This window comes from Halogeometricum borinquense DSM 11551 (genome assembly GCF_000172995.2).
Lineage (GTDB): Archaea > Halobacteriota > Halobacteria > Halobacteriales > Haloferacaceae > Halogeometricum > Halogeometricum borinquense.
Genome location: NC_014735.1, coordinates 258,285 through 280,977 on the forward strand (window position 1 = coordinate 258,285; position 22,693 = coordinate 280,977).

Annotated in this window: 20 protein-coding genes and 2 pseudogenes; 11 read left to right on the plus strand and 11 right to left on the minus strand. The window is 57.2% G+C overall.

All coding sequences use genetic code 11. The annotated features are described in order from the left end of the window. Positions 1 to 442 precede the first annotated feature (442 nt). Positions 443 to 955: a phosphatidylglycerophosphatase A family protein gene (locus tag HBOR_RS15380; protein WP_241432391.1), complete on the plus strand. Its 513-nt coding sequence runs from the start codon at positions 443 to 445 to the stop codon at positions 953 to 955. 4 nt (positions 956 to 959) lie between these two features. Here the strand turns inward: HBOR_RS15380 and HBOR_RS15385 are convergent, their stop codons facing one another. The 3 genes from HBOR_RS15385 to HBOR_RS15395 are packed head-to-tail and all read right to left on the minus strand — an operon-like array spanning position 960 to position 3,618. Next, positions 960 to 1,775, minus strand: a complete 816-nt coding sequence (locus HBOR_RS15385; protein WP_006055971.1) for an ABC transporter ATP-binding protein — start codon at positions 1,773 to 1,775, stop codon at positions 960 to 962. Next, on the minus strand, positions 1,763 to 2,608 hold the full coding sequence (locus HBOR_RS15390) for an ABC transporter permease (protein WP_006055972.1): 846 nt from the start codon (positions 2,606 to 2,608) through the stop codon (positions 1,763 to 1,765). Before HBOR_RS15390 ends, HBOR_RS15385 begins: the two co-directional genes overlap by 13 nt. Continuing rightward, positions 2,605 to 3,618 carry a CmpA/NrtA family ABC transporter substrate-binding protein gene (locus tag HBOR_RS15395; protein ID WP_013446593.1) on the minus strand — a complete coding sequence of 338 codons (1,014 nt, stop codon included), beginning with the start codon at positions 3,616 to 3,618 and terminating at the stop codon, positions 2,605 to 2,607. The genes HBOR_RS15390 and HBOR_RS15395 overlap by 4 nt, the downstream gene beginning before the upstream one ends. Before the next feature lie 206 nt (positions 3,619 to 3,824). Here HBOR_RS15395 and HBOR_RS15400 point away from each other — a divergent pair, with 206 nt between their 5' ends. The 3 genes from HBOR_RS15400 to HBOR_RS15410 all read left to right on the plus strand — a co-directional run bounded on the left by HBOR_RS15400 (position 3,825) and on the right by HBOR_RS15410 (position 6,751). After that, on the plus strand, positions 3,825 to 4,799 hold the full coding sequence (locus HBOR_RS15400; RefSeq protein WP_006055974.1) for a deoxyhypusine synthase: 975 nt from the start codon (positions 3,825 to 3,827) through the stop codon (positions 4,797 to 4,799). 135 nt (positions 4,800 to 4,934) lie between these two features. Beyond that, positions 4,935 to 5,957 carry an ABC transporter ATP-binding protein gene (locus HBOR_RS15405; RefSeq protein WP_049890643.1) on the plus strand — a complete coding sequence of 341 codons (1,023 nt, stop codon included), beginning with the start codon at positions 4,935 to 4,937 and terminating at the stop codon, positions 5,955 to 5,957. After that, a complete protein-coding gene (locus tag HBOR_RS15410) occupies positions 5,957 to 6,751 on the plus strand; it encodes an ABC transporter permease (RefSeq protein ID WP_006055976.1) in 795 nt (264 codons plus the stop codon). Before HBOR_RS15405 ends, HBOR_RS15410 begins: the two co-directional genes overlap by 1 nt. A gap of 37 nt (positions 6,752 to 6,788) precedes the next feature. Here HBOR_RS15410 and HBOR_RS20585 read toward each other — a convergent pair whose 3' ends face one another. The 3 genes and pseudogenes from HBOR_RS20585 to HBOR_RS15420 form a co-directional block, all read right to left on the minus strand. After that, positions 6,789 to 7,496, minus strand: coding sequence for a sensor histidine kinase (locus tag HBOR_RS20585; RefSeq protein WP_394297791.1), 708 nt, complete (start codon positions 7,494 to 7,496; stop codon positions 6,789 to 6,791). Further along, a pseudogene (locus tag HBOR_RS20590) lies at positions 7,473 to 9,131 on the minus strand (PAS domain-containing protein); the annotation flags it as partial. The pseudogene HBOR_RS20590 and the gene HBOR_RS20585, both read right to left, overlap by 24 nt. Next, positions 9,025 to 11,070, minus strand: a complete 2,046-nt coding sequence (locus HBOR_RS15420) for a PAS domain-containing protein (protein WP_013446595.1) — start codon at positions 11,068 to 11,070, stop codon at positions 9,025 to 9,027. The gene HBOR_RS15420 and the pseudogene HBOR_RS20590, both read right to left, overlap by 107 nt. A 278-nt stretch (positions 11,071 to 11,348) precedes the next feature. On the opposite strand from HBOR_RS15420, the gene HBOR_RS15425 reads away from it, so the two are divergent. Further along, positions 11,349 to 11,540 carry a hypothetical protein gene (locus HBOR_RS15425; protein WP_006055978.1) on the plus strand — a complete coding sequence of 64 codons (192 nt, stop codon included), beginning with the start codon at positions 11,349 to 11,351 and terminating at the stop codon, positions 11,538 to 11,540. 251 nt (positions 11,541 to 11,791) lie between these two features. Here the strand turns inward: HBOR_RS15425 and HBOR_RS15430 are convergent, their stop codons facing one another. The 5 genes from HBOR_RS15430 to HBOR_RS15450 form a co-directional block, all read right to left on the minus strand. Beyond that, a complete protein-coding gene (locus HBOR_RS15430; protein WP_006055979.1) occupies positions 11,792 to 14,563 on the minus strand; it encodes a bacterio-opsin activator domain-containing protein in 2,772 nt (923 codons plus the stop codon). Positions 14,564 to 14,943: 380 nt separating this feature from the next. After that, positions 14,944 to 15,360: a hypothetical protein gene (locus tag HBOR_RS15435; RefSeq protein ID WP_006055980.1), complete on the minus strand. Its 417-nt coding sequence runs from the start codon at positions 15,358 to 15,360 to the stop codon at positions 14,944 to 14,946. After that, positions 15,357 to 16,232 (minus strand): ParA family protein, encoded by an 876-nt coding sequence (locus HBOR_RS15440; RefSeq protein WP_006055981.1) that lies wholly within the window; start codon positions 16,230 to 16,232, stop codon positions 15,357 to 15,359. Before HBOR_RS15440 ends, HBOR_RS15435 begins: the two co-directional genes overlap by 4 nt. A 435-nt stretch (positions 16,233 to 16,667) precedes the next feature. Beyond that, complete coding sequence (locus HBOR_RS15445) at positions 16,668 to 17,267, minus strand: NAD(P)-dependent oxidoreductase (protein ID WP_081457888.1); 600 nt, start codon at positions 17,265 to 17,267, stop codon at positions 16,668 to 16,670. A gap of 39 nt (positions 17,268 to 17,306) precedes the next feature. Continuing rightward, positions 17,307 to 17,540: a hypothetical protein gene (locus HBOR_RS15450; RefSeq protein WP_006055983.1), complete on the minus strand. Its 234-nt coding sequence runs from the start codon at positions 17,538 to 17,540 to the stop codon at positions 17,307 to 17,309. A 194-nt stretch (positions 17,541 to 17,734) separates the two neighbouring features. Between HBOR_RS15450 and HBOR_RS20350 the strand changes: the two are divergent. The 6 genes and pseudogenes from HBOR_RS20350 to HBOR_RS15480 form a co-directional block, all read left to right on the plus strand. Next, positions 17,735 to 18,536, plus strand: a pseudogene (locus tag HBOR_RS20350) (tyrosine-type recombinase/integrase); the annotation flags it as partial. Positions 18,537 to 18,656: 120 nt separating this feature from the next. Next, positions 18,657 to 19,322: an HD domain-containing protein gene (locus HBOR_RS15460; protein ID WP_006055984.1), complete on the plus strand. Its 666-nt coding sequence runs from the start codon at positions 18,657 to 18,659 to the stop codon at positions 19,320 to 19,322. A 76-nt stretch (positions 19,323 to 19,398) separates the two neighbouring features. Beyond that, positions 19,399 to 19,752 (plus strand): hypothetical protein, encoded by a 354-nt coding sequence (locus HBOR_RS15465; RefSeq protein ID WP_006055985.1) that lies wholly within the window; start codon positions 19,399 to 19,401, stop codon positions 19,750 to 19,752. Between the two features lie 220 nt (positions 19,753 to 19,972). Beyond that, a complete protein-coding gene (locus HBOR_RS15470; RefSeq protein WP_013446598.1) occupies positions 19,973 to 21,034 on the plus strand; it encodes an ABC transporter substrate-binding protein in 1,062 nt (353 codons plus the stop codon). 1 nt (position 21,035) lies between these two features. Then, on the plus strand, positions 21,036 to 21,860 hold the full coding sequence (locus HBOR_RS15475) for an ABC transporter permease (protein ID WP_006055987.1): 825 nt from the start codon (positions 21,036 to 21,038) through the stop codon (positions 21,858 to 21,860). After that, the gene (locus HBOR_RS15480) at positions 21,857 to 22,645 is read left to right on the plus strand and encodes an ABC transporter ATP-binding protein (RefSeq protein ID WP_006055988.1); all 789 of its coding nucleotides are present in this window, start codon (positions 21,857 to 21,859) and stop codon (positions 22,643 to 22,645) included. Before HBOR_RS15475 ends, HBOR_RS15480 begins: the two co-directional genes overlap by 4 nt. Positions 22,646 to 22,693: the final 48 nt, after the last annotated feature.

The window sequence follows — 22,693 nt, forward strand, 5'->3', positions numbered from 1 at the left end:
CTGCTCTAGCCGACATTACTTCCCTCTAACCACATTTTTAGACTAGTCTAATCTATAATATAGATGAATAGAATTAAGTTGTTGTATGCCTGATTACTGATTGCGTTCCGATGATCTCGGGACGCGAGCAGTATCGAGTGCCAAGTGAGTTCCTGCAACACGGGATGGTCGAGTTCGGACATTGGTTCCTCTCCCCGTGTTACTATCCTTTCCATGCAACAGACAACTCTCAACTCCGCACGTCGTTCGCTTGCTTCCCCGCGTTTTGCCTGTCCGCTGCACATGGGTGGACCGCAGACTGGTAGGCCGTTATGAGCGCCTTCGCTACTATCGCGGTGACCACCATCGCCACAGCGAAGCAGCAAAATACTCTGGGGCGAAGATCACAACCACGTCGTGGACTCGGTGTCTCCGAACTATCGTATTGGGGAGGGATCTCGATTTGAACCGACGTGAGTCTCTCTTGACCGTCGGTGGACTCGGGCACGCACCCGTCGCTCCGGGGACGTTTGGCTCGCTCCCGCCAGTTGCGGTCGCTCTGGTTTTTCTGACGACACCGCTTCCGATCTGGCAACTGAACGTGGTTCTGCCAACTCTCGCGCTCGTACTCTCGGTTGCGTGCGTTCGATTCGGTCACTGGGCGGAGGGATACTGGGGATGCAAGGACCCGCGGACGGTCGTCGCAGACGAGGCAATAGGACAGACGCTTCCGCTGCTCTTTCTCCCGTGGCATCATTGGGGCTACGGGGAGATGGCTCTCTGGAACGTACTCCTCTTGTTTACCGCGGTGACCACGTTCCGACTGTTCGATGTGACGAAACTCCCGCCGATGCGAATGCTCGAACGCCTCTCCGGCGGATGGGGAATCTTGATCGATGATCTCGTTGCGGGCGTCTATGCGACAGTCTTCTCGCACCTGCTCATCCGATTCGTCTGGCCGCCCGTACTCGGGTAAACAGCTAGTGAGACTGTTCAGCCGATCTTCCTCGTTGTTCGATCAGTTCTCGAACTTCTTCGATGAGACTGACGAACTCCGGTGCGGTTCGGTCGCGGGGGCGTTCGACGTCGATATCGACCGTTGTGATGCTGTCGTCGGGATTCGATCCGAGGACGACGATTCGGTCGGCGAGCGTCACTGCCTCTTCGATTTCGTGGGTGACGAAAAGAATCGTCTTTTCCGTCTCCTGCCAGATGTCGAGGAGTTCTCGCTGGAGGTGGTCGCGCGTCTGCGCGTCGATACTCCCGAACGGTTCGTCTAAGAGAAGGATTTCCGGGTCAACCGCAAGTGCGCGAGCGACGGCGACGCGTTGTTTCATCCCGCCGGAGAGTTCCTTCGGGTAGGCGTCTTCGAATCCGGTGAGTCCAACCAGATCGATGAGTTCTTCGACGCGCGCTGTGCAGTCCGGGCAGTCGCAGGCTGGTTGTTCCAGACCGAATCGAACGTTTCCCTCGACCGTTCGCCACGGAAAGAGGTTGTACTCCTGAAACACCATCCCGCGGTCGATTCCCGGTCCGGTGACTGGACTCCCAGTGACGAACACGTCGCCGCTGGTTGGCGGTTCGAGTCCAGCGACGATGCGAAAGAGCGTCGTCTTTCCGCACCCGGATGGGCCGACGAGGCAAACGAACTCCCCATCCTCGACCGTGAGCGAAACGTCGCGGAGCGCATCGACGGTTTGTCTGTTGTCGTACCGCTTGGACACACCGCTGACTTCGATTACTGGTGTTCCGGAACCCGTCTCGTTACGCCCGTCGCTTCCGTTCAGGGATGCCACGCGAACCACCTCGATTCGAGCGCCGCATATCCCCCATCAACGCAGATGTAGACGGCACTGATCAACAGCATGTACGCCATGCTCCGCGCCATGTCGAGATTGTTCGAGGCGTTGAGAATCTCGTAGCCGACACCGGGCGCGCCGAACAGTTCCGCGCCGACGACGATCATGAGACACCGTCCGATGCTCGTCCGAAACCCGTTGACGATTGCGGGAGAGGCGGCGGGGAGAATCACGTAACGGAGCATTCCGACGTGCGTCCGGATGCCGAGACTGGCAGCGACCTCCTTGTATCCGTCGCGGACACCGCGAACACCCGAGTACGCCGCATAGTAGTTGATCCAGAGCGCGCCGATTGCGACGATAAACGTCGCACCGGTGTGACCGATACCGAACCAGACGATGGCGAACGCAATCCAAGCGAGTTCCGGAATCGGCCGGAGGACGCGGACGACCGGTGTCGCTATCGCGTCCGCTCGCGTGGCGTAGCCGATGACGAGACCGGCTCCGTTCCCGACGAACGCGCCCGCCAACAACCCCGGAACGAGGTGTAACGATGTCTGCGCGAGTCGCGTCATCGCGCGTGGGAGTTCGACAGTTCCGCCCGTCACCGGGAGTGAGAGTGGGGCGGTCGTGGTTACCTCGGTTACGAGTGCCGAAAGAACCGGGAGCGGCCCCGGGAGGAGATACGTCGGTTCGACGAGCGCTGCGGCGAGCCACCATACGGCGAGGAAGCTGGTGAGTCCGATTGCACCCAAAACGGACTGGTTGACGTCCGCTTTGCGGCCGACGTTCAGTCCGCTCTCGACTGCCGGGCGTGTTCGGAGACTCATGCGACGGTGTCGTAGACCGAAACGTCGAACAGTTCCGCTGCGCTCATGGCACCGTCGATGTTGCCGACCTCAGCGACGAACTTCGACATCGTCTCTGACTGGCTGGTAATCTCGTGCGGGTCCGAGAGAAAGGCAGCGGCTTTCGACTGCATCGCACGCTCGGCGAGCGCTTCGTCGAGACCGAGAACTGCCGCTGCGTCCTGTGCGGCCCCAGTCGGGTCGTCGTACACGGCATTCGTCGCACGGATGTGCTGTTCCACGAAGCCTCGTTTCAGTTCGTTCGAGACGCTGTTTGCGACGAACGCGACGGTCACGGGGTGGTCTGGGAGGACGGTGCCGGACCACTCGATTTGCCGATAGCCGTCCATTTCCGCAACCAACGTCGCGTACGGTTCTTGGACGGTCGTTCCGACGATATCGCCGGATTGTGCAGCCTGTGGCGTTTTCGCAGGTGGGACTTTCGCCTTGTTGACAACGTCTGTTGTCGCTCCGGCTTCGAGGTCTCGTTCGATCCAGTACCGGGTGATAATATCCGGAACGGAGCCATCAGGGGCGGTTCCCCAGATGGGCTTGGTTCCGTGATCGGCCGTATACGACTGGAAGGCGTCGCCACCGTCGTCGTCGTATCGGTCGGCAAAGCCGTCAGTTGCGATCATTTTGAAACCGTTCTTAGAGTTTGCGACGAGTACGTCGGCGTCTACGCCGTTGTCGGTGAGGACCATGGCGGGCGTGACGCCGAAGAAGCCGATGTCGAGGTCGCCGGCGGCGAATGCCTTTACTGCGGCAGGGCCAGAGGAGAACTCCGTCGTTGAGAGCTCCGCGTCGAGTTCGGCGTAGTAATCCCGCTCGCTCATGACGAAATGCTGGACGTTCGGATATATCGGCACCCAACCGACGTGTAACTGCTCGCTGTTTTCCTGCCCGCTTCCGAGTACTGTAGTACACCCGGAGAGCGCCGCTAGTCCTGCACCTGCCGCCGCTATCGTCTCGCGTCGTGACACTGTGGCCATCGGGTTATCAAATCCATCCACCTTTCTAATATATCTTATTACTTCATATCTTATTTTATTAATGCCGCTTGTTCTCTCCGAGCAGACTTCTACTGGCCGATAAGCATCGCCGAGACGAGTGACGATGGGGCAACGTGGTGATTCGCCTCCCCCTCACCCGTCTCCACTTCGGTTAATTCAAATTCGGCACGCCTGTACGGAGGGCAATGACAGACGACAGTAGTCGGGACCACGTTGTTCCCGGGAGTGACGAAGAGTTACAGACTCCGGACGTTCGTGGCTACGACTTCCGCGGGACGTTCGATTTCGCTGAGATGCTCTCTTCCTACGAGACGACGGGCTTTCAGGCCACGCAACTCGCAGAAGCAGTCGAAATTGCAGAAGAGATGCAAGAGGCAGACGCGACGGTGTATCTCACGTTTACGTCGAATATCATCTCCTCAGGGCTCCGAGAGGCCGTTGCCTATCTGGTCCGAGAAGGCTACGTAGACGTTCTGATCACGACTTCGGGGTCGATAACCGAGGACGTTATCAAGACGGCGAAGCCGTTCAAGATGGGCGAGTGGGATGCCGACGAAGCGGCGCTTCGAGAACAGGGAATCAACCGTCTCGGCAACATCTTCGTCCCCTCTGACCGATACGTCTGGTTAGAAGAGTACCTCTACGACTTCTTCGACGACTTCTTCGCGGAGAAGAAGATCCGAACACCCACGGCGTTCGCACGCGAACTCGGCGAGACGTTGGACGACGAAGATTCCGTGCTCAAGCAGGCCGCGGATAACGACGTTCCGGTGTTCTGTCCGGCGCTGACGGACGCTGAAGTCGGGAACTTCCTCTACTACTACCGACAGGGATACGACTCCGAGGTCGGCATCGAGATTCTCGATGATTACGACAAACTCATCGAAAACGGACTGCTCTCCGATACGACGGGACTCATCGCGGTCGGCGGCGGCGTTCCGAAGCACCACGCAATCATGACCAACCTCTTCCGCGGCGGAGCGGATTACGCGATCTATATCTCGACGGGGATGGAGGGAGATGGGTCACTGTCCGGCGCTCCGCCGAACGAGGCGGTGTCGTGGGGGAAGATCAAAGAAGAGGACAAAAATTACACCCAAATCGAAGCTGAGGCGACGTTGGTCTTCCCGATGCTGATCGCTGGAGCGTTCAAACAGTAATCTACGCTGGGTCCTCCCCCAATCTCGGCAACGGTCTTTTTTCGGCACTGCGACGATGGTGTCACAGCACGCTACGCCCAGAAGCCGCCGGAGAGCATTACATTAATCTGCCGTAAGATATGATAATTGTCCTATATGTGTCCCCACTCAAAACAAGCGCCCTCCCGGAGTGAATCCGTGTCAACGGCGGAAACTGCGGATCGAGAGTCTACGGCCGCCGTTGCGGTCGAGGGTCTCACGAAGACGTTCGGCAGCGGCGCTGAATCGGTCACTGCCGTTGACGGCGTTTCGTTTACCATCGAGTCGGGTTCCGTCGTTGGTTTACTCGGCCCAAACGGCGCGGGGAAGACGACTACTATCAAATCGATTTTGGGGTTGGTACGACCCGATGCAGGGACGGTACGTATCGACGGAATCGATACTGCAGAGAACCCACGACAGGCGTTCAACCGGGTCGATGCGATGTTGGAAGGTGCCCGAAACGACTATTGGCGACTGACGGTTCGGGAGAACCTCCGGTACTTTGCGGCTATCGGTGGTGACGACCCAGCGGCAGTTTCTGACCGGCACGATCAGTTGCTCGATACGCTTGAGCTATCCGAGAAAGCCGACGAACCTGTTCGTGATCTCTCTCGCGGGATGAAACAGAAAGTCTCGTTGGCGAGCGTTCTTGCGAGCGATGTCTCTGTCGCGTTTCTGGACGAACCGACGTTGGGTCTCGATGTCGAGAGTTCACTGACGCTCCGGCGAGAGTTGCGACGTATCGTCGATGAGCGAGACTTGACGGTCGTTCTGTCGAGTCACGATATGGACGTTATCGAGGATGTTTGTGATCGTGTGATTATCATGAGCGACGGAGAGATCATAATCAACAGCGAGGTAGCCGAACTCCTCGAACAGTTCGAGACGCAGCGGTTCCGAATCAGTCTCAACGACGTTGACTCGGACACGTTGTCTCTCCTTCGTGAGCGCTACGACGTTTCGGACATCGACCAGTTCGACCGCCGAACCCGCTTTGAGGTGACAGCCGATAACGAGACGTTCTACCGGTTGATCGATGCGATAGCCGAGGCCGACGTTACGCTCGATTCAGTCGAGACGATTCAACCGGATTTAGAGGACGTTTTCCTCGAAATTACGGGAACGGGGGACTCCTAATGAGCTCTTCGAATTCTGGCACCGCCGGATACGGATCGCTCGCGTATGCTATCCTCTCCCGCGAAGTCATCAACTGGGCCCGTTATCCGGTTAATGCGGCCAGTGTCGTTTTCGGACAGTTCTTCTTTTTCGCGTTGATATTCTTCGGTGGACAGGCAGTCGGTAGTCAAGGCTTTTCGGATTCGGCTGCCGGGCTCGTCGTCGGCTACTTCCTCTGGTCGCTCGTTGGCCAATCGTATCAAGGAACAATCGGTATCATCACCGAAGAGGCGTCGTGGGGGACTCTCGAACGTCATTTCATCAGCCCGTTCGGATTCAATCGGGTGCTGTTCATCAAAGCCATCGCGCGCATGCTGCGAGCGCTGTTTGTGTCGCTGGCCGTCCTCGCCATGATGGTGATTCTCACTGGCACCCAACTGCAGATGCACGTTATCACCGTCCTTTCGATTCTGCTACTGACGACCCTGTCTGTCGTCGGTCTCGGCTTTGCGATGGGTGGCGTCGCGGTACTCTACAAGCGTATCAGCAGTTTCTCGCAACTGTTCTCGCTCGTCATTCTCGGTCTCGTCGGTGCGCCCGTTCTCGATATTCCGTGGTTGCGAGTGCTTCCAGTCGTCCAAGGGAGCGCGATGCTTCAGCAGACGATGCGGAGTGGCGTTCGTCTCTGGCAGTTCGATGGCATCGATATCGGGATTCTCGTCGGGGTCACGCTCGTCTATTTCGGAATCGGGTTCGCCGTGTTCCATCTCACACAGCGTCGGGCACGGAACGTGGGCGTTCTCGGTGATTACTGAGGCTCCTGTCTCACTCGCGCGGACCTTTTTGCTCTGATTACGCACCTGTCTCGAACTCGAAGCGTGTACCTCCCTCCGAACTGGCCGTTAGTGAGATGGACCACCCGTGCGCGTTCGCAATGTCGGCTACGATTGCTAATCCGAACCCGGTCCCGCCTTGATTGGTGGTGTATCCGTACTCGAATACGTCCTCGCGTTTTTCCGGTGGTATCCCTGTGCCGTTGTCTTCGACGTAGAAACCGTCCGTACGGTCCAGTTTACCGACGTTCACGGTTACATCTTCGCCGCCGTGTTCGACCGCGTTTCTGAACAGGTTCTCGAACAGTTCGGTAAGGAGGTTACACTCACCGTACACCAACGGTGTTTCATCAGCGATCTGGAGATTTGCATCCCCTGTCTCGACGTACGTCCATCCCTCGCGGGCGATCTCATTCAGTGGACACTCCGTCCCGTCTCCGATGTTGTCTCTTGCTTTTGAGAGTACCAAGAGATCCTCGATGAGTCCCTCCATCCGGTTGAGTGCCGAGTTGATTTTCTCGAAGTACTCTTTTTCACCCTTCTCTTCGGCCAGTTCTATGTACCCTCGTGCAACACTGAGCGGATTCCGGAGGTCGTGTGACACGATGCTGGCGAACTTTTCGAGTCGGTCGTTCTGTTTCTGTAGTTCGCGCTCGCGGTCGCGGAGGAGTTTACTCCGCTCTATCCGAGTCAACGCTCCGGTCAGCGCCTCACCGAGCAGCGTCACTAACGTCTGATCGACTGCGCTGAACGCGTCGGGAGAAAGTGATGAGACGATGACTACTCCGTGTTCCTCTAACGGATGTACGATTGCGCTCCGAACTGGTGTGTGGTCTGCGAGTGTACTCTGTTCGTTGATATCGTCGATCGTGCGTTGGTCACCCGTCTCGAAGACATCCCAGACGAGGCTCGACACGGGATCTCCTTCCGCTTCTCTGTCGTACGTTGACGGAGTGAAGTGTTCCGACCCCGTTGCGTCCGTGAACGCCGTTTGACGAAGTTCGCTACCCGTTTGCAGATGTATCCCGCAGAATTCCACATCGAGGATGTCCGTGGCTGCTTCGACGCCCAACTCTGCCGCTTCGTCCGTACCTGAGGCGTCGATTAGGCGGCTGGTGTACTGCTGAAGGCGCTCCAGTTTACGTTTGTACTCTTCGGCACTCGTGACATCGGTCGAGATGCTGGCTATCTGTTTCACCACTCCGTCATCGTTCGTTATCGGGTGAGCCCGAGATCGGACCCACCGAACTCCCCGCTCGGGATGCTGAATTCGGAATTCTTGATGCTGGGGCCACTCCGCTTCTGTCGTTTGTTGTGCCTCGATGTCGGACCGAACCGCTTCGATGTCGTCCGGGTGAATCCGCTCTAGCCACGCTTTGGGGTCTTGACGGAGTTGCTGTTCGGTGACGCCATACATCTCCTCGGTAGCTGAGTTCATAAATGAGACTTCCGAGTAGTCGGGAGGCACGAGGAAGAAAGCGTGATCGACGTTTTCGGCGAATGTCCGGAACTGTTGGTGTGCTTGGCGGAGCGTTCGTTCTTGCTCTTTCAGTGTGGTGATGTCCTGAAGTACGCCACGAAGCACTGTCTCTCCGGATCGTTCTTTCTCGACGAGTTCGCACCAGGCCCGAACGTCGCGGACTTCCCCGTCTGCCCGAGTGATTCGCGTCTCGATGCTGTTCGTTTCCTGTCCTTCGAGTGCTTGATTGAAGAACGACGCAATCTGCTCTCTATCGTCTGGATGACAGAATTCGATCACGTCCTCGAGTGTCGGCTCGTACTCCAGGTCGATACCGTGAATACGATAGATTCCATCGGACCATCGCAGTTCCTCCGACTTGGGACAGTATTCCCAGATTCCGATTTCGGCGATCTCCTGGACGCGGTCGAACAGAAACTCCTGTCGTTGGAGTTCGGACTCACGCTTTTTCTGCTCGGTGATGTCACGATACAACCAGATGTTGCCCCTCCCTTCTGGAAGTTGGTACGACACGTAGCTTCGTTCGACTGTCCGTCCGTCTGCAAGCGCTAATTCCTCGTTCAGTACGGTCTCTTGATCTGCAAGAATCTCTTCGAGGCGGGTTATGAAGCCCTCCGGATCAGCAAACTGCTGTTTCAGATCCTCGGCGACGGCTTCGCAGTTCTGTCCAACGAGGTCATCGGGTGATCCAGAGAGGTCGATAATATCGTGCAGTGCCTCGTTGGCGGCGATTATCTCTCTCGTCTCGTCTTCGACTAACACGCCGACCGGGAGGTTAGCAAGCAGTTCCGAGAGAATCGTGTTCGTCTCGGTGAGTCGTTCTTCCCATCGTTTTCGCTCCGTGATGTCGAGCGAGTAGCCCAGAACGCCGAGGATTTCCCCATCCGGGTCGCCCCGCGGAACTTTCGAGGTGAGGAACCATCGATCTAACTCCTCGTTGTATTCCTCTCGATTCAGGATTGGGTTCTCCCTGTTCGATCACTCGTAAGCTCTCGGCGTGAGTGCGCTTGGAGAACTCCTCTGAAGCCCCGGCATCGGCTTCGACATCGGTTTTGCCGATGTACTGGTCGGGGTCGTCCACGAGGCCGCGACTCATCCACTGGTGACGACCCTCGCGGTCTTTGATGAACAGATGGATCGGGACGTACTCGAAAATCGTATCGAGGAGTTGCTTTTGCTCCGTCAGGGTTGCTTCCCGTTCGGCCCGTCCCATCGCCGCCTTGACGGTCGCCCCGAGAATTTTGAACAAACCGATCTGCCTCTCTGCGAACGTCTGCTCGGCCGTCGTCGCGGCCAGGAGAATTCCGTACTCGCCGAGGGGAACCACTATCTCACTGTGTATCTCGGTCCCGTGAGCGTACGACTCGTCCACGCTGGACACATCGGAACAATACTGCACTTCCCCGGATTCGAACGCTTCCCACGCGAGGCTCTCTCCGGGAGGTATCCGCGGAAGGGTGTCGAACTGTTCTTGTGCCGCCGCAGTTTCGGTTTCGGGAACGAGTTCGTTTTCACGTTCGTCGTACGTCCAAACGCCAGTAATCTCGAACTCGAGTATGTCTGCAACCGCTTCGACCCCGATTTCTCCGACTTCAGCGGGCGACGAGGCGACGTTGAGGCGCCGTGCTGTCCGTTGAAGCGCCCAGAGTTGATGCTCCAACTGTTTCTGCTCGGTCACGTCTCGCGCAACCACGAGTACCTGTGGTTCCCCGTCCGCCTGAAGTGGTGTGAGTCGCGTGTCGAAACACCGCCGTTCCAGTGGAGTCCCCAGTTCGAAGTGAAGGTCACAGTCGTAGGGGGTAGCGCTGCTGTCGTCTTCTTCCGCCGCATGAAGTACTTCTTCAAATGCCTGATTGAACTCCCGTATGTCAGAGCGAGAGACCGCGTCTCCGACGATATCTTTCAGTTGTTCTCCTTCTAGTTGATCCGGGCCTGTTCGGTCGAACGCCTGGGCCGCGGCGGCGTTTGCGAATTGGATTGTTGACGTTTCATCGAGGACGAACACCGCATCGTGGATGTTCTTGAGGACGGTTTCGTTTCGCTCTAACTCCTGTTTCCGTTCTCGTTCGTCCGTAATCTCATGAGAGAATACTGTGAGTCCGTTTTCGTCCGGAAACGCGCGCACCTGAACCCAGTAGTCGAGTGGTCCGCCGATATGCTGCTCGAACGTGACTGGGGATCCGGTCTCTATGGCAGTTCGGTATTTTTCTTCCAGTTCAGTCCCCACGGTGAACGGAAACTCTTCCCAGAGATTCGCGCCGATAACCGCTTCGGGGTCACGGCCGACGCGCTCTGCCATCTGCTCGTTCATATACTCGATACGCCACTCTGTATCGACGGCGTAGATTGCGTCAGTCGTCCGCTCTAGTGTCCGTTGGACGTGGTTCTCTAATTGGCTCGCACGCTTCCGGTCCCGTGCCGCCTCCACGAACGTACGAATACGATTGATAAGGAGATTACAATCATCTACGTCCGAGCGAATTGGGATGTAATCCGTTACGTCCGCTTGTGTCGCCGCCGTCGCAACGTTCTCGTTTCCTTGCTCGGTGAGCAGAATTACTGGGAGTTCGTCGTCTTCGGCCCGTATCGATTCGATGAGATCGATTCCGGTTCGGTCTGGGAGTTCGTAGGCGGTGACGACGCAGTCGATGGGATGTGAGGATAGTATCTCAAGCGCCTCCCCAACGCACTCGGCAGTAACGCAATTGATCTCTGAGTTGGTGGTCTCGATATCTTCACAGACCAAATCAGTGAACGCATAGCTGTCGTTCACATAGAGCACCTTGATAGGTGTCTCTAACTCAGTGTCCCAACTGCTCACAATACGGATATAATATGTGACTGTATAGATAAGCGTTTTTGCCGCATTTCAGGCGCTGATACTCTCGTTTAACTGGCTAGAGAATCATTCAAGAATGGCAGAAATATCCGTGAATTTACTTTTTATTTGGTCGATGATTTTGATCCCATATGTCGGTGGCCTGAATTACTACCAACGAACTATCGCTCGCCATTTAATAAATCTAATTTCCGAATTTCCGCACGTGCGAGTGATGGCGATCACTACCTGTTATTCCCATACTATATTCTGTTGACAAAATGGCCACAAACGCAATCGATGTGGATGGGTTACTAGGAGTCATTGACCAGTACCCCGAATTCCAACAGTTCAAGCCTGGATCGGACGTTCTGGCCCATCAGTCTTGGTTTACTGTTCTCGTCTTGATGGTCTGGACCGTCGTCGCGCCCGCCGTGGGGTATCTGAAGTTCCGAACCATGGAGATTGTGTAGCCTCCGTTGCTCGGTCGCCGGAGGCAGTTGAAATCCCGACGGAACAACAAAAATTGATATTTTCAAGCCTGCAAGCGGGCTAAAACGGGGTCCTGAGGGGCGTGGTCGTGGGGTGCCCTGGGGCAAGTGTGTAACGCTAGCTGTTGTCACACTACCCATATGGACAATGGTTCTGATCTCTTGTTAATTTTTCGTCATGAACGGTGCCGGTACGGTCGAGAGGATCGCCGGCGGTGTGCGAATCGCTCGTGCTATTCCGTTCGAGGCGACGGTGGTTGTGTCGGTAACACGGGTGACAACAGGTGATCGAACACCTTTTGCTCGGCTTTTCGAAGGTGTTGGTGGAACGTCGGCGGCGAGACACCTAACGATTCGGCCACGCCCTCGCCCGTCGTCTCCCGAGGCCACTGGAAGAACCCAGCGTGATAGGCGGCTTCAAGCGCCGTTCGCTGCCGCTCGGTCAGTTGGTTACGCAAGACGCGCTGGATTCGATTCGTCGTGTTATCCCGCCGGGTCACCTGTCGGTGTTTGAGCAACTGCGCCATCGGATACGTTTCCTCGATCGTTTTGGTTATCTGTCGAATGTCCGCCGTCGGTGCGACATGAACGGTGATGTTGTAGTCGCCGTCTTCGATGACAGCTTGCTTGATTGAACCGCCAGCCGAAGCGACCACCGAGAGAACAGGGGGATTTGAGAGTTGAGCCTCGAAATCCGTCTTCTTTCCTTCATCGTGGAATGAGACAGATTCCCAGTACGGGAGTTGTTCGACGATACTCCGAACGTTGTCGATTGCGTCCCCCGTCGCGCTCCCGTACAGCAGATATCTCTCGTCTTCGATAGGCATCATGTGGTCGAACGAGATTCGCCCGTTCTGGTTTGATTCGGCATTTAACGCCTCGAAGACATCAGGTATCTGAAATGCAATTTCGATCACGTCATCGCTCATGAGTGCCCGCTTTCGTTCCGTTGCGGCGATGGCGTGGCCGATGATTTCACCGAGTTGTTCGACGACCGCCCGTTCTTCGCCTTCGAACGCATTGAGACGCTTACTGTAGACGTTCAAGACTCCGTATATCGCGTCTTCGTGGATGATCGGAATTGCGGCAGACGAGCGGAACTCGTGCGCTTCGATGTGCTCACGCCACGGGTCGTGGCTGGGATCTTGGTCGATATTCTGCGTTGTCTGTATTTCTCCGGTTTTGAATGCTCTCCCCGTGGGACCGTTGCTCCGCTCGTCGTTTGGGTCCACGGAGATGACAATATCGTCCAGATAGCCTTTGGTTCCAGCTTTGGTTCGGACGTTGACTCTCTTCGAGGTCGTGTCCACGTCGCCGACCCATGCGAACGAGTACGAATCCGATTTGGCGAGGAACTCACAGACGGTTTCCTCGATCTCTTCGCGGGTTGATTGGTTGATGACCACATCTGTCGTCTCCCGGACGACTTCGTTGAGGCTGTTCAACGCCGCTAATCGCTCGCGCTGACGCACGAGTTCTCGTTCGTCCGCGTGACGAGCAATCGCCGAGGCGAGGATGTTGGCGACCGACTGGACGAAGTTGACGTCGTGCGTGGAGAACGATTTCGCCGCTGTATCGTGTGTTCCGAGGATACCCCACGGATCGTCACTCGGGCCAACGATGGTGCTGATACCGCTTCGAACGTCGTGCTCTCTGAGCAGGTCCGGCCCGCTGAATCTCGTTTCTGTCTCTAAGTCTGATACCACGACTGGCTGGTCGGTTCGCAGTGTGTGGGCCGCTTGGGAGTCGTCTGCGACGGCGGACACAGTCGCGGAGCCGACGATTCCGTCGTGCCACCCCACTCCTTGTCGAAGCAGTAGTTCGTCCGCATCGGCGTCGAGGTCGAGAATTTTACAGTAGTCGTTGCCGAGGGTGTTGGCGACCTGTCTTGTGGCTTCGGTCAGCAACGTATCGATATCCCGAACTTCGAGCGCTTGCCGACCGAGTTTCGTGATTGACTTTTGCTGACGTATCCGTCGCTGTAGTTTCTGTTCGCGTTCGAGGCGGTCGGAGACGTCGCGGACGACACCACACCGCCCGTAGCTTCCTTCCAATGGGAACAGCGCGAACCGGCTCTCACACGGAACTTTCTCCCCGGATTTTGTCCTGATGTCAAGTTCGATCCTCGCTGACTCTCGGTCTGTATCGATGACCGTTTGGAGTTTTGACTCCACTCTGGGCATAATTTTGTCGTTGTCGTGGACCATACTCACGTGGCTCCCGAGCAGTTCTTCGCGGTCGTAACCGGTCAACTCGCAGAACCCATCGTTGACGACGACGAACTCCATCTCTTCGTTGACAGCGTAGATGCCATCTTCGACGGTATCGACTATCGTCTCGTACTGCGCTCGGTTCTCTCGGAGTTTCCGCTCTCGGCGCTTTCGATACGTCACGTCGTAGTACACCTCGACGCGGCCACCCGCGTACGGTCCCGACTCGATGGGTCCGCTTCGATGCTCCAGCCAGCGTTCCTCGCGTCCGTCTCCGCTGGTCACCCGGCACTCGAACCGTTCGGTTCCGGTTTCCTGCTCGTACGTTGCGAGTACTCGCTCGGTGAATCTCTCCGCGTTGTCGATAACGGGTGCAACAGTGCTTTCGACGAGTTCGGGTTTCTCCCGGCCAACGAGTTGACTGCGGTCGATACCGAAGTATCGCTCGACGGCCTCGCTGGCCCACGCGACTTCGAAGTCCTCGTCAAGGACGAACACACCGACGTCGACGCGGCTGAGAACGTCATCGACCAACGACTCAACGGTTGTGGGCCAAGCGTTGAATCCCTCATCCTCGGTCTGCGGTTCCGTTGGACGCCACCAGACGCGGGCATTTGCTCCTACTTTCTTGGTCTCGAGTCGGCCGTGGTTGACGAGACGGTCCAAGCGGTCGTACGTGCTTCGCCGACCGAGTTCGAGACAGTCCGCGATTTCCGTCGTCGTCAGCGGGGTACCGGACTGCTCGAAGAGCGCAAGCGTCTCTCGAAGAGCGCTCGTCAGCGAGTTGGAGGTCATGGACACGCCTACGGCGGTCTGGTATATGATCCCTCCGACGACGGAGTCTCACTGTTCCGATGTCCGTTGTCTATCGGTATTCAAGACGAAAACACCCCTCCCAAATGCGCACTCAGCACAGATACCTCGTTATGAACGACGAAAATAGCCTAATATATTATAACAAGGTCTTAGGCTACCGTAGGGTCTCAAAGTAACTGCAGGCTGGATGCGGTCCAGTTCGACTATCGCAGTGGTCTCGGTATCCATCTGCATCCACAAACGCGACAGCAAGCGAATCTCTCCCCGCTGACCTACCATCGAATTGGTCTCGCTGACGTACGGCCCTCCACTTCATGCGGATCCCTTTCGAGAACTCTTGAACTTGGCTACGGCCGCTTTCAGTCGAACGTCATTCCGTATCCCCACGACTCCAACTGTGCTTCTGCCTCATCTAAGTGTTCGAGGCCGACCATCACCAACGCTTCCCGCAGATCAGTCAGTGACACGTTGCCGTCGAATCGATCCTCTAACTCACGGAGCGCATCTCGCTCTGCAGTCTTCGTCTCAGACTGGAGGAACAGGGGAACGCGACTTCGGCCGTCTTGAACGCCGTCTCGGCGGAATTTGTACGGAATCTGCATCGATTGTGTCCGGCTCTCATCGTCGGTGTCCGTCGTGTCCGCCGTCGTGGATGTGCGTTCTTCCGACTCTGTCGTCGTCTCTGCTCGGTCGTTCGTTTCCTCAACATCCTCGTTTCCTCCGTCGGTGTCCTCTGCGAACGGGTCCTCTCCGGCCCCTTTCTTCATTCCGGTCATACGGTCATCACCTCGTGGTCCACGTCTCCCGGTTCGGGTGGGTTCGGGGCTTCGAGACCGACTTCGGATTCGAGGTGGCGGGCGAGACGGTCGAACTGCGCGAGCGTCTCTACCTCGTAGTCGCGGCGGCGGTCGCGGTGTTCGCGGACGTACTCGAACGCCGAGCACTGTTGCATCCAACAGCCCTCCATCATCGATGCACGCTCACCGACGATTTCGGGAATCGGGTAGTCGATTTCGTCTAGCACTGCCCGCTGGTCACGCGTGTTCTTGAAGCCCATCGGAATCGCGGCGAGTACACCGACTTCGACTTCGAGTTGGTTTTCGAGACCGACGACGAGCGATTCGAGTCCTTCGACGGCGGCGCGGCCTTTCGCGCTCGGTTCGACGGGGATAACCAGCGACCGCGTTGCGTTGATCGCGTTGTAGAGGTGCGGCCCCTCCGTCGCCGGCGGGTCGCAGATGAGAACGTCGTAAGTCTCGGGCACCCCCGCTTCGCGGAGGACACGCAGCAGTTGGGCGTGCATTCCGAACGCTTCGCCCATCGCCTCCGCTTGGTCCTTCTCGCGCTGGAGGTACTCAGCGAGGTCGGAAAGCATGTTGTGCTCGGGGACGATATCGACACCTTCGACGGTTCGAACGAGGTCGTCGAACTCGCCTTTCGGCCGTCGAATCATGTGTCGGACGATGTTATCGACTGACTCCGTCCGTTCGTGATCGACGCCGAACAGGCGGGAGAGGTCGCCATCCTGTGGGTCGAGCGGTACGACGAGCGGTTTGAGACCCGCCCGGGCGTGCGCCACGGCGAGGTTCGCTGCGGTCGTGGTCTTACCCACTCCGCCGGCCTCGCTGTACGTCGAGTATGCCAGCATTACCGTGTCCATAACGACCACTCCTCTTTAATGTTCGTCAGACAAACCCGTGAACACTCTTGATGAATGAATGTATTGAACACAGGAGATGAACAAATATGGTGAACATATAGTATCCCGCTCGTTCAGTTATGCCTCTTCGAACGCCACCAGCAACAGCGATGTTGACTGCCCGCGGTGAACACGCTGCTTCCACGACGAAGGGCATTGCTGAGCGACCCGTCTCGGACTCGTTCGTCGGTTCGATTGCCCGCCGGTTCGGCGCTAGAATCCGGTTGCTGTAGTGACTAGTTGGCACCGAATCTCGTTTCACGACATTTATACCGTCTCGGAACATCGACTCATTGGGAGCGGATAGGATCATCACTTTGTGATGCCGTGCCCGTTCCTACATACTGAGTGACAACTGGGTCGATGTTTTGCGTCGCTCAAACGTTACTGTCCGGATGTTCCCACTCGTCTATCTGGAATGCTGTGGAGACCCGGTTCACGTTCGACTCCCTCGGCGAGCATCTCGTAGGCGGCGACGAACATCATGGCGAACGTGGTGTCCATGACCTCGGCAGGGTGCCCTTGGCTGTGCGGTCCGGTGAGGTTGACGAGGCGGCCGTCCGCCAGTAGGTTCAACCGCCGACCGTCGGGCATGTGATACCGAGTGATCCCTTCTTTCGGTGTCGTCACGTCGTCGGCCATCGATTCTAGGGCGTTGCTGTCGATTTCGACGTCGAAGTGTCCCGAGTTGGCGATAATCGCGCTGTCTTTCATCCGCTCGAAGTGTTCCATTCGGAGAGCGTTTCGGCTCCCCGTTGCGGAGATGAACAGATCACCAACCTTCGACGCCTCGGCTATCTCCATCACGCGATGGCCGTCCATGTGCGCCTGCAGGGCTTTTCGGGGGTCAACTTCGGTGACGATGGTCTGACCGCCCATCCCGCGGGCTTTGCGCGCGATACCGCGGCCGCAGTAGCCGTAGCCGCAAACGACCACGTCCTTACCGGAGATGATCGAATTCGTCGTGATGGCGATGTTCGTCAGTGAGGATCGCCGGTTCCGTGGACGTTATCGAATACCGTTTCATCGGCGTGTCGTTGCGCCGTAGATGGGAAACTGCAGGACTTCATCCCGTTCCATCGCCTCCAGTCGAGTGATTCCGACTGTCGTCTGTTCGCCGCCGCCGATGACGTTCGCCGCCACGTCGGGGTGGTTAGCATGTACCTTGGCGATGAGTTCGCATCCGTCGTCGAGGATGAAGTCGGGCTCATGTTCGAGTAACTTGTGCTGGGCGTTGTCGAACTCCTCGTCGGTCATTCCCTGCCACGCGAAGGCCGTGCAACTTCCACGTGCGGGATTTTAATATATCACTATAGAGTTTATCGGAGATAGAATATACAGTTGCCCGGGTGGAGACGCCCTGAAACACCGGTATTCGTTTTTCGAGGTTAGGTTTGTATTACCCCAGTAAGCACCATCACATTTCCCTGGACCGCCGCTGTACGGGAAGCATAGATCGTATTCCACCTGAGTACGACGCTACTCCCGGGGATGACGCCCTCGTAGCAGTCACCGAGAAACGGCTGGTCAATATCGACTCTGGACGCTACCGAATAAACGTCGCGAGTGTGCTGCGGAAGTTCGCAGCGTGGGCTCGGGACCAGCACAACACTTCCAGTCCCGACATTGACGATGATCTCTGCCGACAGTACGCTCGCGACCTCCTCGGACCGACGACCGGGACGATATCTCGCCGGAGACAGCACGTCGGTACTTCGCTACGTCCGTTCGGTTCTCACATGGGCCATGTACGAGGGCTTGATACCGACGAACCCAGCCAAAACCAACCACGCTGAAGGGCCATTCCCAACCGACGAGACTGAAACAGACCAACAGTACTAGACGACACGCGACCACGATCCCTCTGTGCGACTTCTACTGCCCGCGTCGACAAGACCGGCGAGAGCGACGACATTGACCGCACGGCGGCCTACCGTGACAAAGCTCTCATCTTCTTGCTCGCATACTCAGGTGCGCGTAGCGCGGAACTCGTCGCCGTCTCTGACGACGAAGAACGGAACGGCCTGCGGTGGCGACACGTCAACTTAGAGGTCGGCATAATGCAGGTGTTCGGCAAGAACCGAACCTGTGAGTCTGCGCCAATCCTCGACGACGCGCTTCGCCCACTCCGACGCTGGAAGCAACTTCGAGAGCCTGACGAGAATGAAGCTGTGTTCTCCAGACTTGACACGCTGCGAAAGCGCTAGACCGACGCCTTCGATCACTACACAGTTGGATCGGGATGTCCTCGCTACTGCGCGGCTACGCTTGACCGACCCCCTGTAGAAGGTAGACCGCCCTTGACTCGTCATACTCCGGTATAGTAATTCCATAATCACTATATCTCCGAGGAGTGGACTTCCAATTCCTCCAATGCCGCAGGAATTAGGTCCTCTTGCTCGAGAACTATCCCTGTCGTATTACGAAGACGCCCTCCCAGCCCACGACCGTTTCCACGCGAATCGGGTCCGCGATGTGGCGATTCGGTTAGCAAATGAGTGTGAGAACAACGTCGACAGAGACGTTCTGTCTGCAGCGGCGTGGTTGCACGACATTGGTCGCCCACGAGAGAGAGTGGGGAAAATCGGCAATCACGACGAATGGGGCACCGCTGAAGCGGCGGCCCTTCTTGCGGACGAAGGGGTTCCAACTGACCACATCGCCGCTATTAAACACTGTATCCGCACCCACAGTATTCGGTCTAGCTCCCCAGAACCGGAGACGATCGAGGCGAAATTACTCTTTGACGCGGATAAGTTGGACGCTGCTGGCGCACGCGGTCTCATTCGGATGGCCTGTATTGTCGGCGAGCGGTCGGGGAGAGCGGGCGAGAAATACGCAGTAATCGATGATTCCACAGCCTCTGGCATGGCTTCACCGGATTCCCCAGACGTGTCTCTCCTTCGAGAGTGGGCCGAGGAGCGTCTGAATCGGTTGTATACCTCACCCGGACGCCGTCTTGGCGAATCCCGACGGCGTTTCATGGACGAGTTTTTCACACAGTTTACTGGTGAAATCGGCGTTGCAGGGGAGAAATAGCCACCACCTGTCGCGTTATCGTGGTCGATTCAGATCTGCAACATGTATTATAACCGTCGAGGTTCTACGTCCCAATATGGTGATGAACACCCGAACCGATGACCTCGGTATCGGCGTTTCGGCCATCGCAACTGCGGGATCAGTGGTTCTCGCGGCGTACCTGCTGTTCACCGAGGTGACGACGCTCCCGAGTAGTACGGAACCAGCGACGGGTCTCGAATCCGGAAATCCGTTCATCCTCGTGCTGGCAGCCCTTCCGATCTTTCTCTCGGCAGTCGGTCTAATCGGTGCGTACTACGGCCGACCCGAGGCGCTCGCAATTGGAGGTGTCCTCCTGTTGGTTCTCGGCGTCCTTGGCCTGAATATCGGGTTCTTCTACTTGGCAATCGGCGCGGCGTTGCTCCTCGGCTACGTCTTCACGGCGCTCTAGCAACTGTACCTCCCTCTTCTTGTTTCAATATCTGACTGTCAGTAGCCAGTACGCGCTGCGTTGCTCGAATGACCTCAGACCCTTTTCGATACTCTCGCGGCGAGGTGGATGAGTCAACCTCTGGAACAGTTCGATCAGACGACAGCAAATAGAAGAATATATTGGTGAGTTGGAAAATGTAGCCAGTATGCAGGATTTAGGTAGACCTAAAACGAATCGTGTGTCGGAGTATTCCTCGAGCAGTTACGGGCGACGTGGTTTTCTCGCGCGGGCAGGCGCAGTTGCTGGAACCGCAGCTATCGGCGGTCTCGCAGGCTGTACATCTTTGACTGGGGGCGGAAGCAACATCGACACCCTGAATGTAGCGTACAAGCCCGTCTTTCCGTTCCTGCAGCGGCACATCATGGACCAGCAGGGCTTTTTCGACGAACTCGGACCGTCGGTCGAACAGACTAATTTCGCCGATAAGGGCCTTACAATCGTCAAGGCGTACGCTGACGGCGATATCGACCTCGCATTCATGGGTATCACGCCGGTCATCAAGATGAAGCACAAGGGTATCCCGGGAAAAGTGACCGCGGCCAACCACAAGAACGGGTTCGTCGCCATGGCTCACGAGGAGTTTGTAAGCCTCTGGGAGAAACACGGTGCCGACGCCTTCCAGAAGTTCCGCGAACAGAACGGCCGGAAGTTCCGCTTTAGCACGTTCCCGAAAGGGAGTGTCGCCTACATCCTCGTCCAGTATTGGCTTCGTGAGGAACTCGGCGTCTCGCCGGACGTTGTCGAAATCGAAACGCTGGGGGGTGCAGGCCCGGTTCGGCAGTCGTTACTCACTGGTAACGCTGACGGAACGTTCATCATGGAACCAATCCCCACCGCGTTACAGTTGAAAGACGCTCCCTTCGAGTGGCTCACCTGGTCCGGCGAGTTTATGTCCGGCCAGCCCGGTGGCGTCATGTTTATGCACGACCGCCTTTGGAAGGACAGTCCAGATCTTGCGCAGTCCATCGTTGAGAAACACGTCCGCGCTACCCAACTCATCAATAACAAGCCCGACACCGCGGCCAAGGCGGTCAGTCAGACACTCGGCGAGAAACTGCCGCTCAAAGTCGCAAAGAAGGCGGTGCGGTCGAAGGCGTCGAACTACATCTCGAATCCCACCGAGATCGCGGATGGAACGCAACTGTTCGTCGATGAGATGAAGTCGCTCGGCCAGATCAAGCAGACAGTCGAAACAGGGACCATATTCGAGCCGTCCCTGCACCGCGAGGTCTCGCAGTAGGATGGCTACCGAGTTCGACCGTGGTGGCGAGAGCGACGGGTCCCGAGCGTCGTCAGCGCGGCAGATGCTGTTCGGCGGCGGGTTCGAGCGCAAGCGAATCAGTCGCGGAGTACTCGGAACCGGTTGCTTTCTCGCACTCTGGTGGCTCGCTGGGCGGACACAACCGTCGTATCTTCTCCCGACGCCACCTGAGGTCGGTCTCGCGCTTTGGACAGAACTCACGAGCGGTGAGCTATTCGTCCATCTCGGACAGAGCCTCCTCCATTACGTTCCGGGTGTTGTCGTTGGTGTGACGGTCGGTAGTGCAGTCGGCATCGCGGTCGGATGGAGCGACGCACTTGATGACGCCTGCACACCAATCATCCGGATACTTCGCCCGATTCCGCCGCTCGCCTGGATCGTATTTGCTATCATCTGGTTCGGACTCGGCCACTCGGGCGCGGCCTTTATTGTGTTCATCGGCGCGTTCTGGATCACGTTTTACAACGCCTACAGCGGCGTTGAAAGCGCTTCTCGTGAACTGATGGAAGTTGCCGAGACGCTTGGTGTGGACACCGACTGGCGATTGATTCGTCGGGTCGTCCTTCCGGACGCGACACCAGAGCTGTTGACTGGACTGCGGACGAGCGTCGGCCAGTGTTGGATGATGGTCATTGCGGCAGAACTGTTCGGTGCGCCGGGCGTCGGGTACGAGATTATTACGAGTTCAAACAATCTCGCTACGGAGCGAAGTGTCGCCTATATGCTTACGATCAGCGCCGTGTTTCTGGTGAGTGACTGGGGCGTTCGCCGACTCGAAGCGAGACTGCTCGCGTGGCGACAATGACCGGCACTGAGTCGTCGTCCGCCGCACTGATTTCGCTCGAAAACGTCGATAAACGGTACGAATCCACGAATGGGAGTGGGACCGACGCGTTGACGAACATCTCCTTCAGCGTTGCGTCCGGCGAGTTTGTGACTGTCGTCGGGCCGTCCGGATGTGGGAAGACGACGTTGATTCGCCTCGTCGGTGGGTTGGAGTCGCCGACGAGCGGTGCAGTTCGGGTCGATGGACGAACTGTGTCCGGTCCATCACCGAATCGGGCGATGGTGTTCCAAGAGCACCGGCTGTTCCCGTGGTTGACCGTCCGAGAGAACATCGCGTTTGGCCTCGTTGAAGCGGGCGTTCCAGAGCGTACGAGAACTGAACGGACGGACGAGTTGCTCGAACTTGTTGGACTAGTGGAGTACAGTGACATGTATCCCACAGCACTGTCTGGTGGGATGAAACAGCGTGTCGGACTCGCACGTGCGCTTGCAGTGGATCCGGACATTCTGTTGATGGACGAGCCGTTCGGGAGCGTTGACGCACAGACGAGACGGACATTACAGGGCGAACTGCTCGACATTTGGCGTGAAACTGGTAAGACGGTGTTGTTTGTCACACACGATGTCGAGGAGGCTGTCCGCTTGGGCGACCGCCTTCTCGTGATGCAAAACAATCCCGGACGTATTCGGAACTCTTTGGACGTGGATATCGCTCGGCCGCGAACTGGTCAGCGGGAGGAGTTAGCGGCACTCGAAACACGAGTGCTTGATCTGCTGAATAAGTCGGGTACCCGTAGCGTCTGAGAGACGCCTGCAACGTAGGGCAGTTCGTGGTTACCACACTCGGTCGCC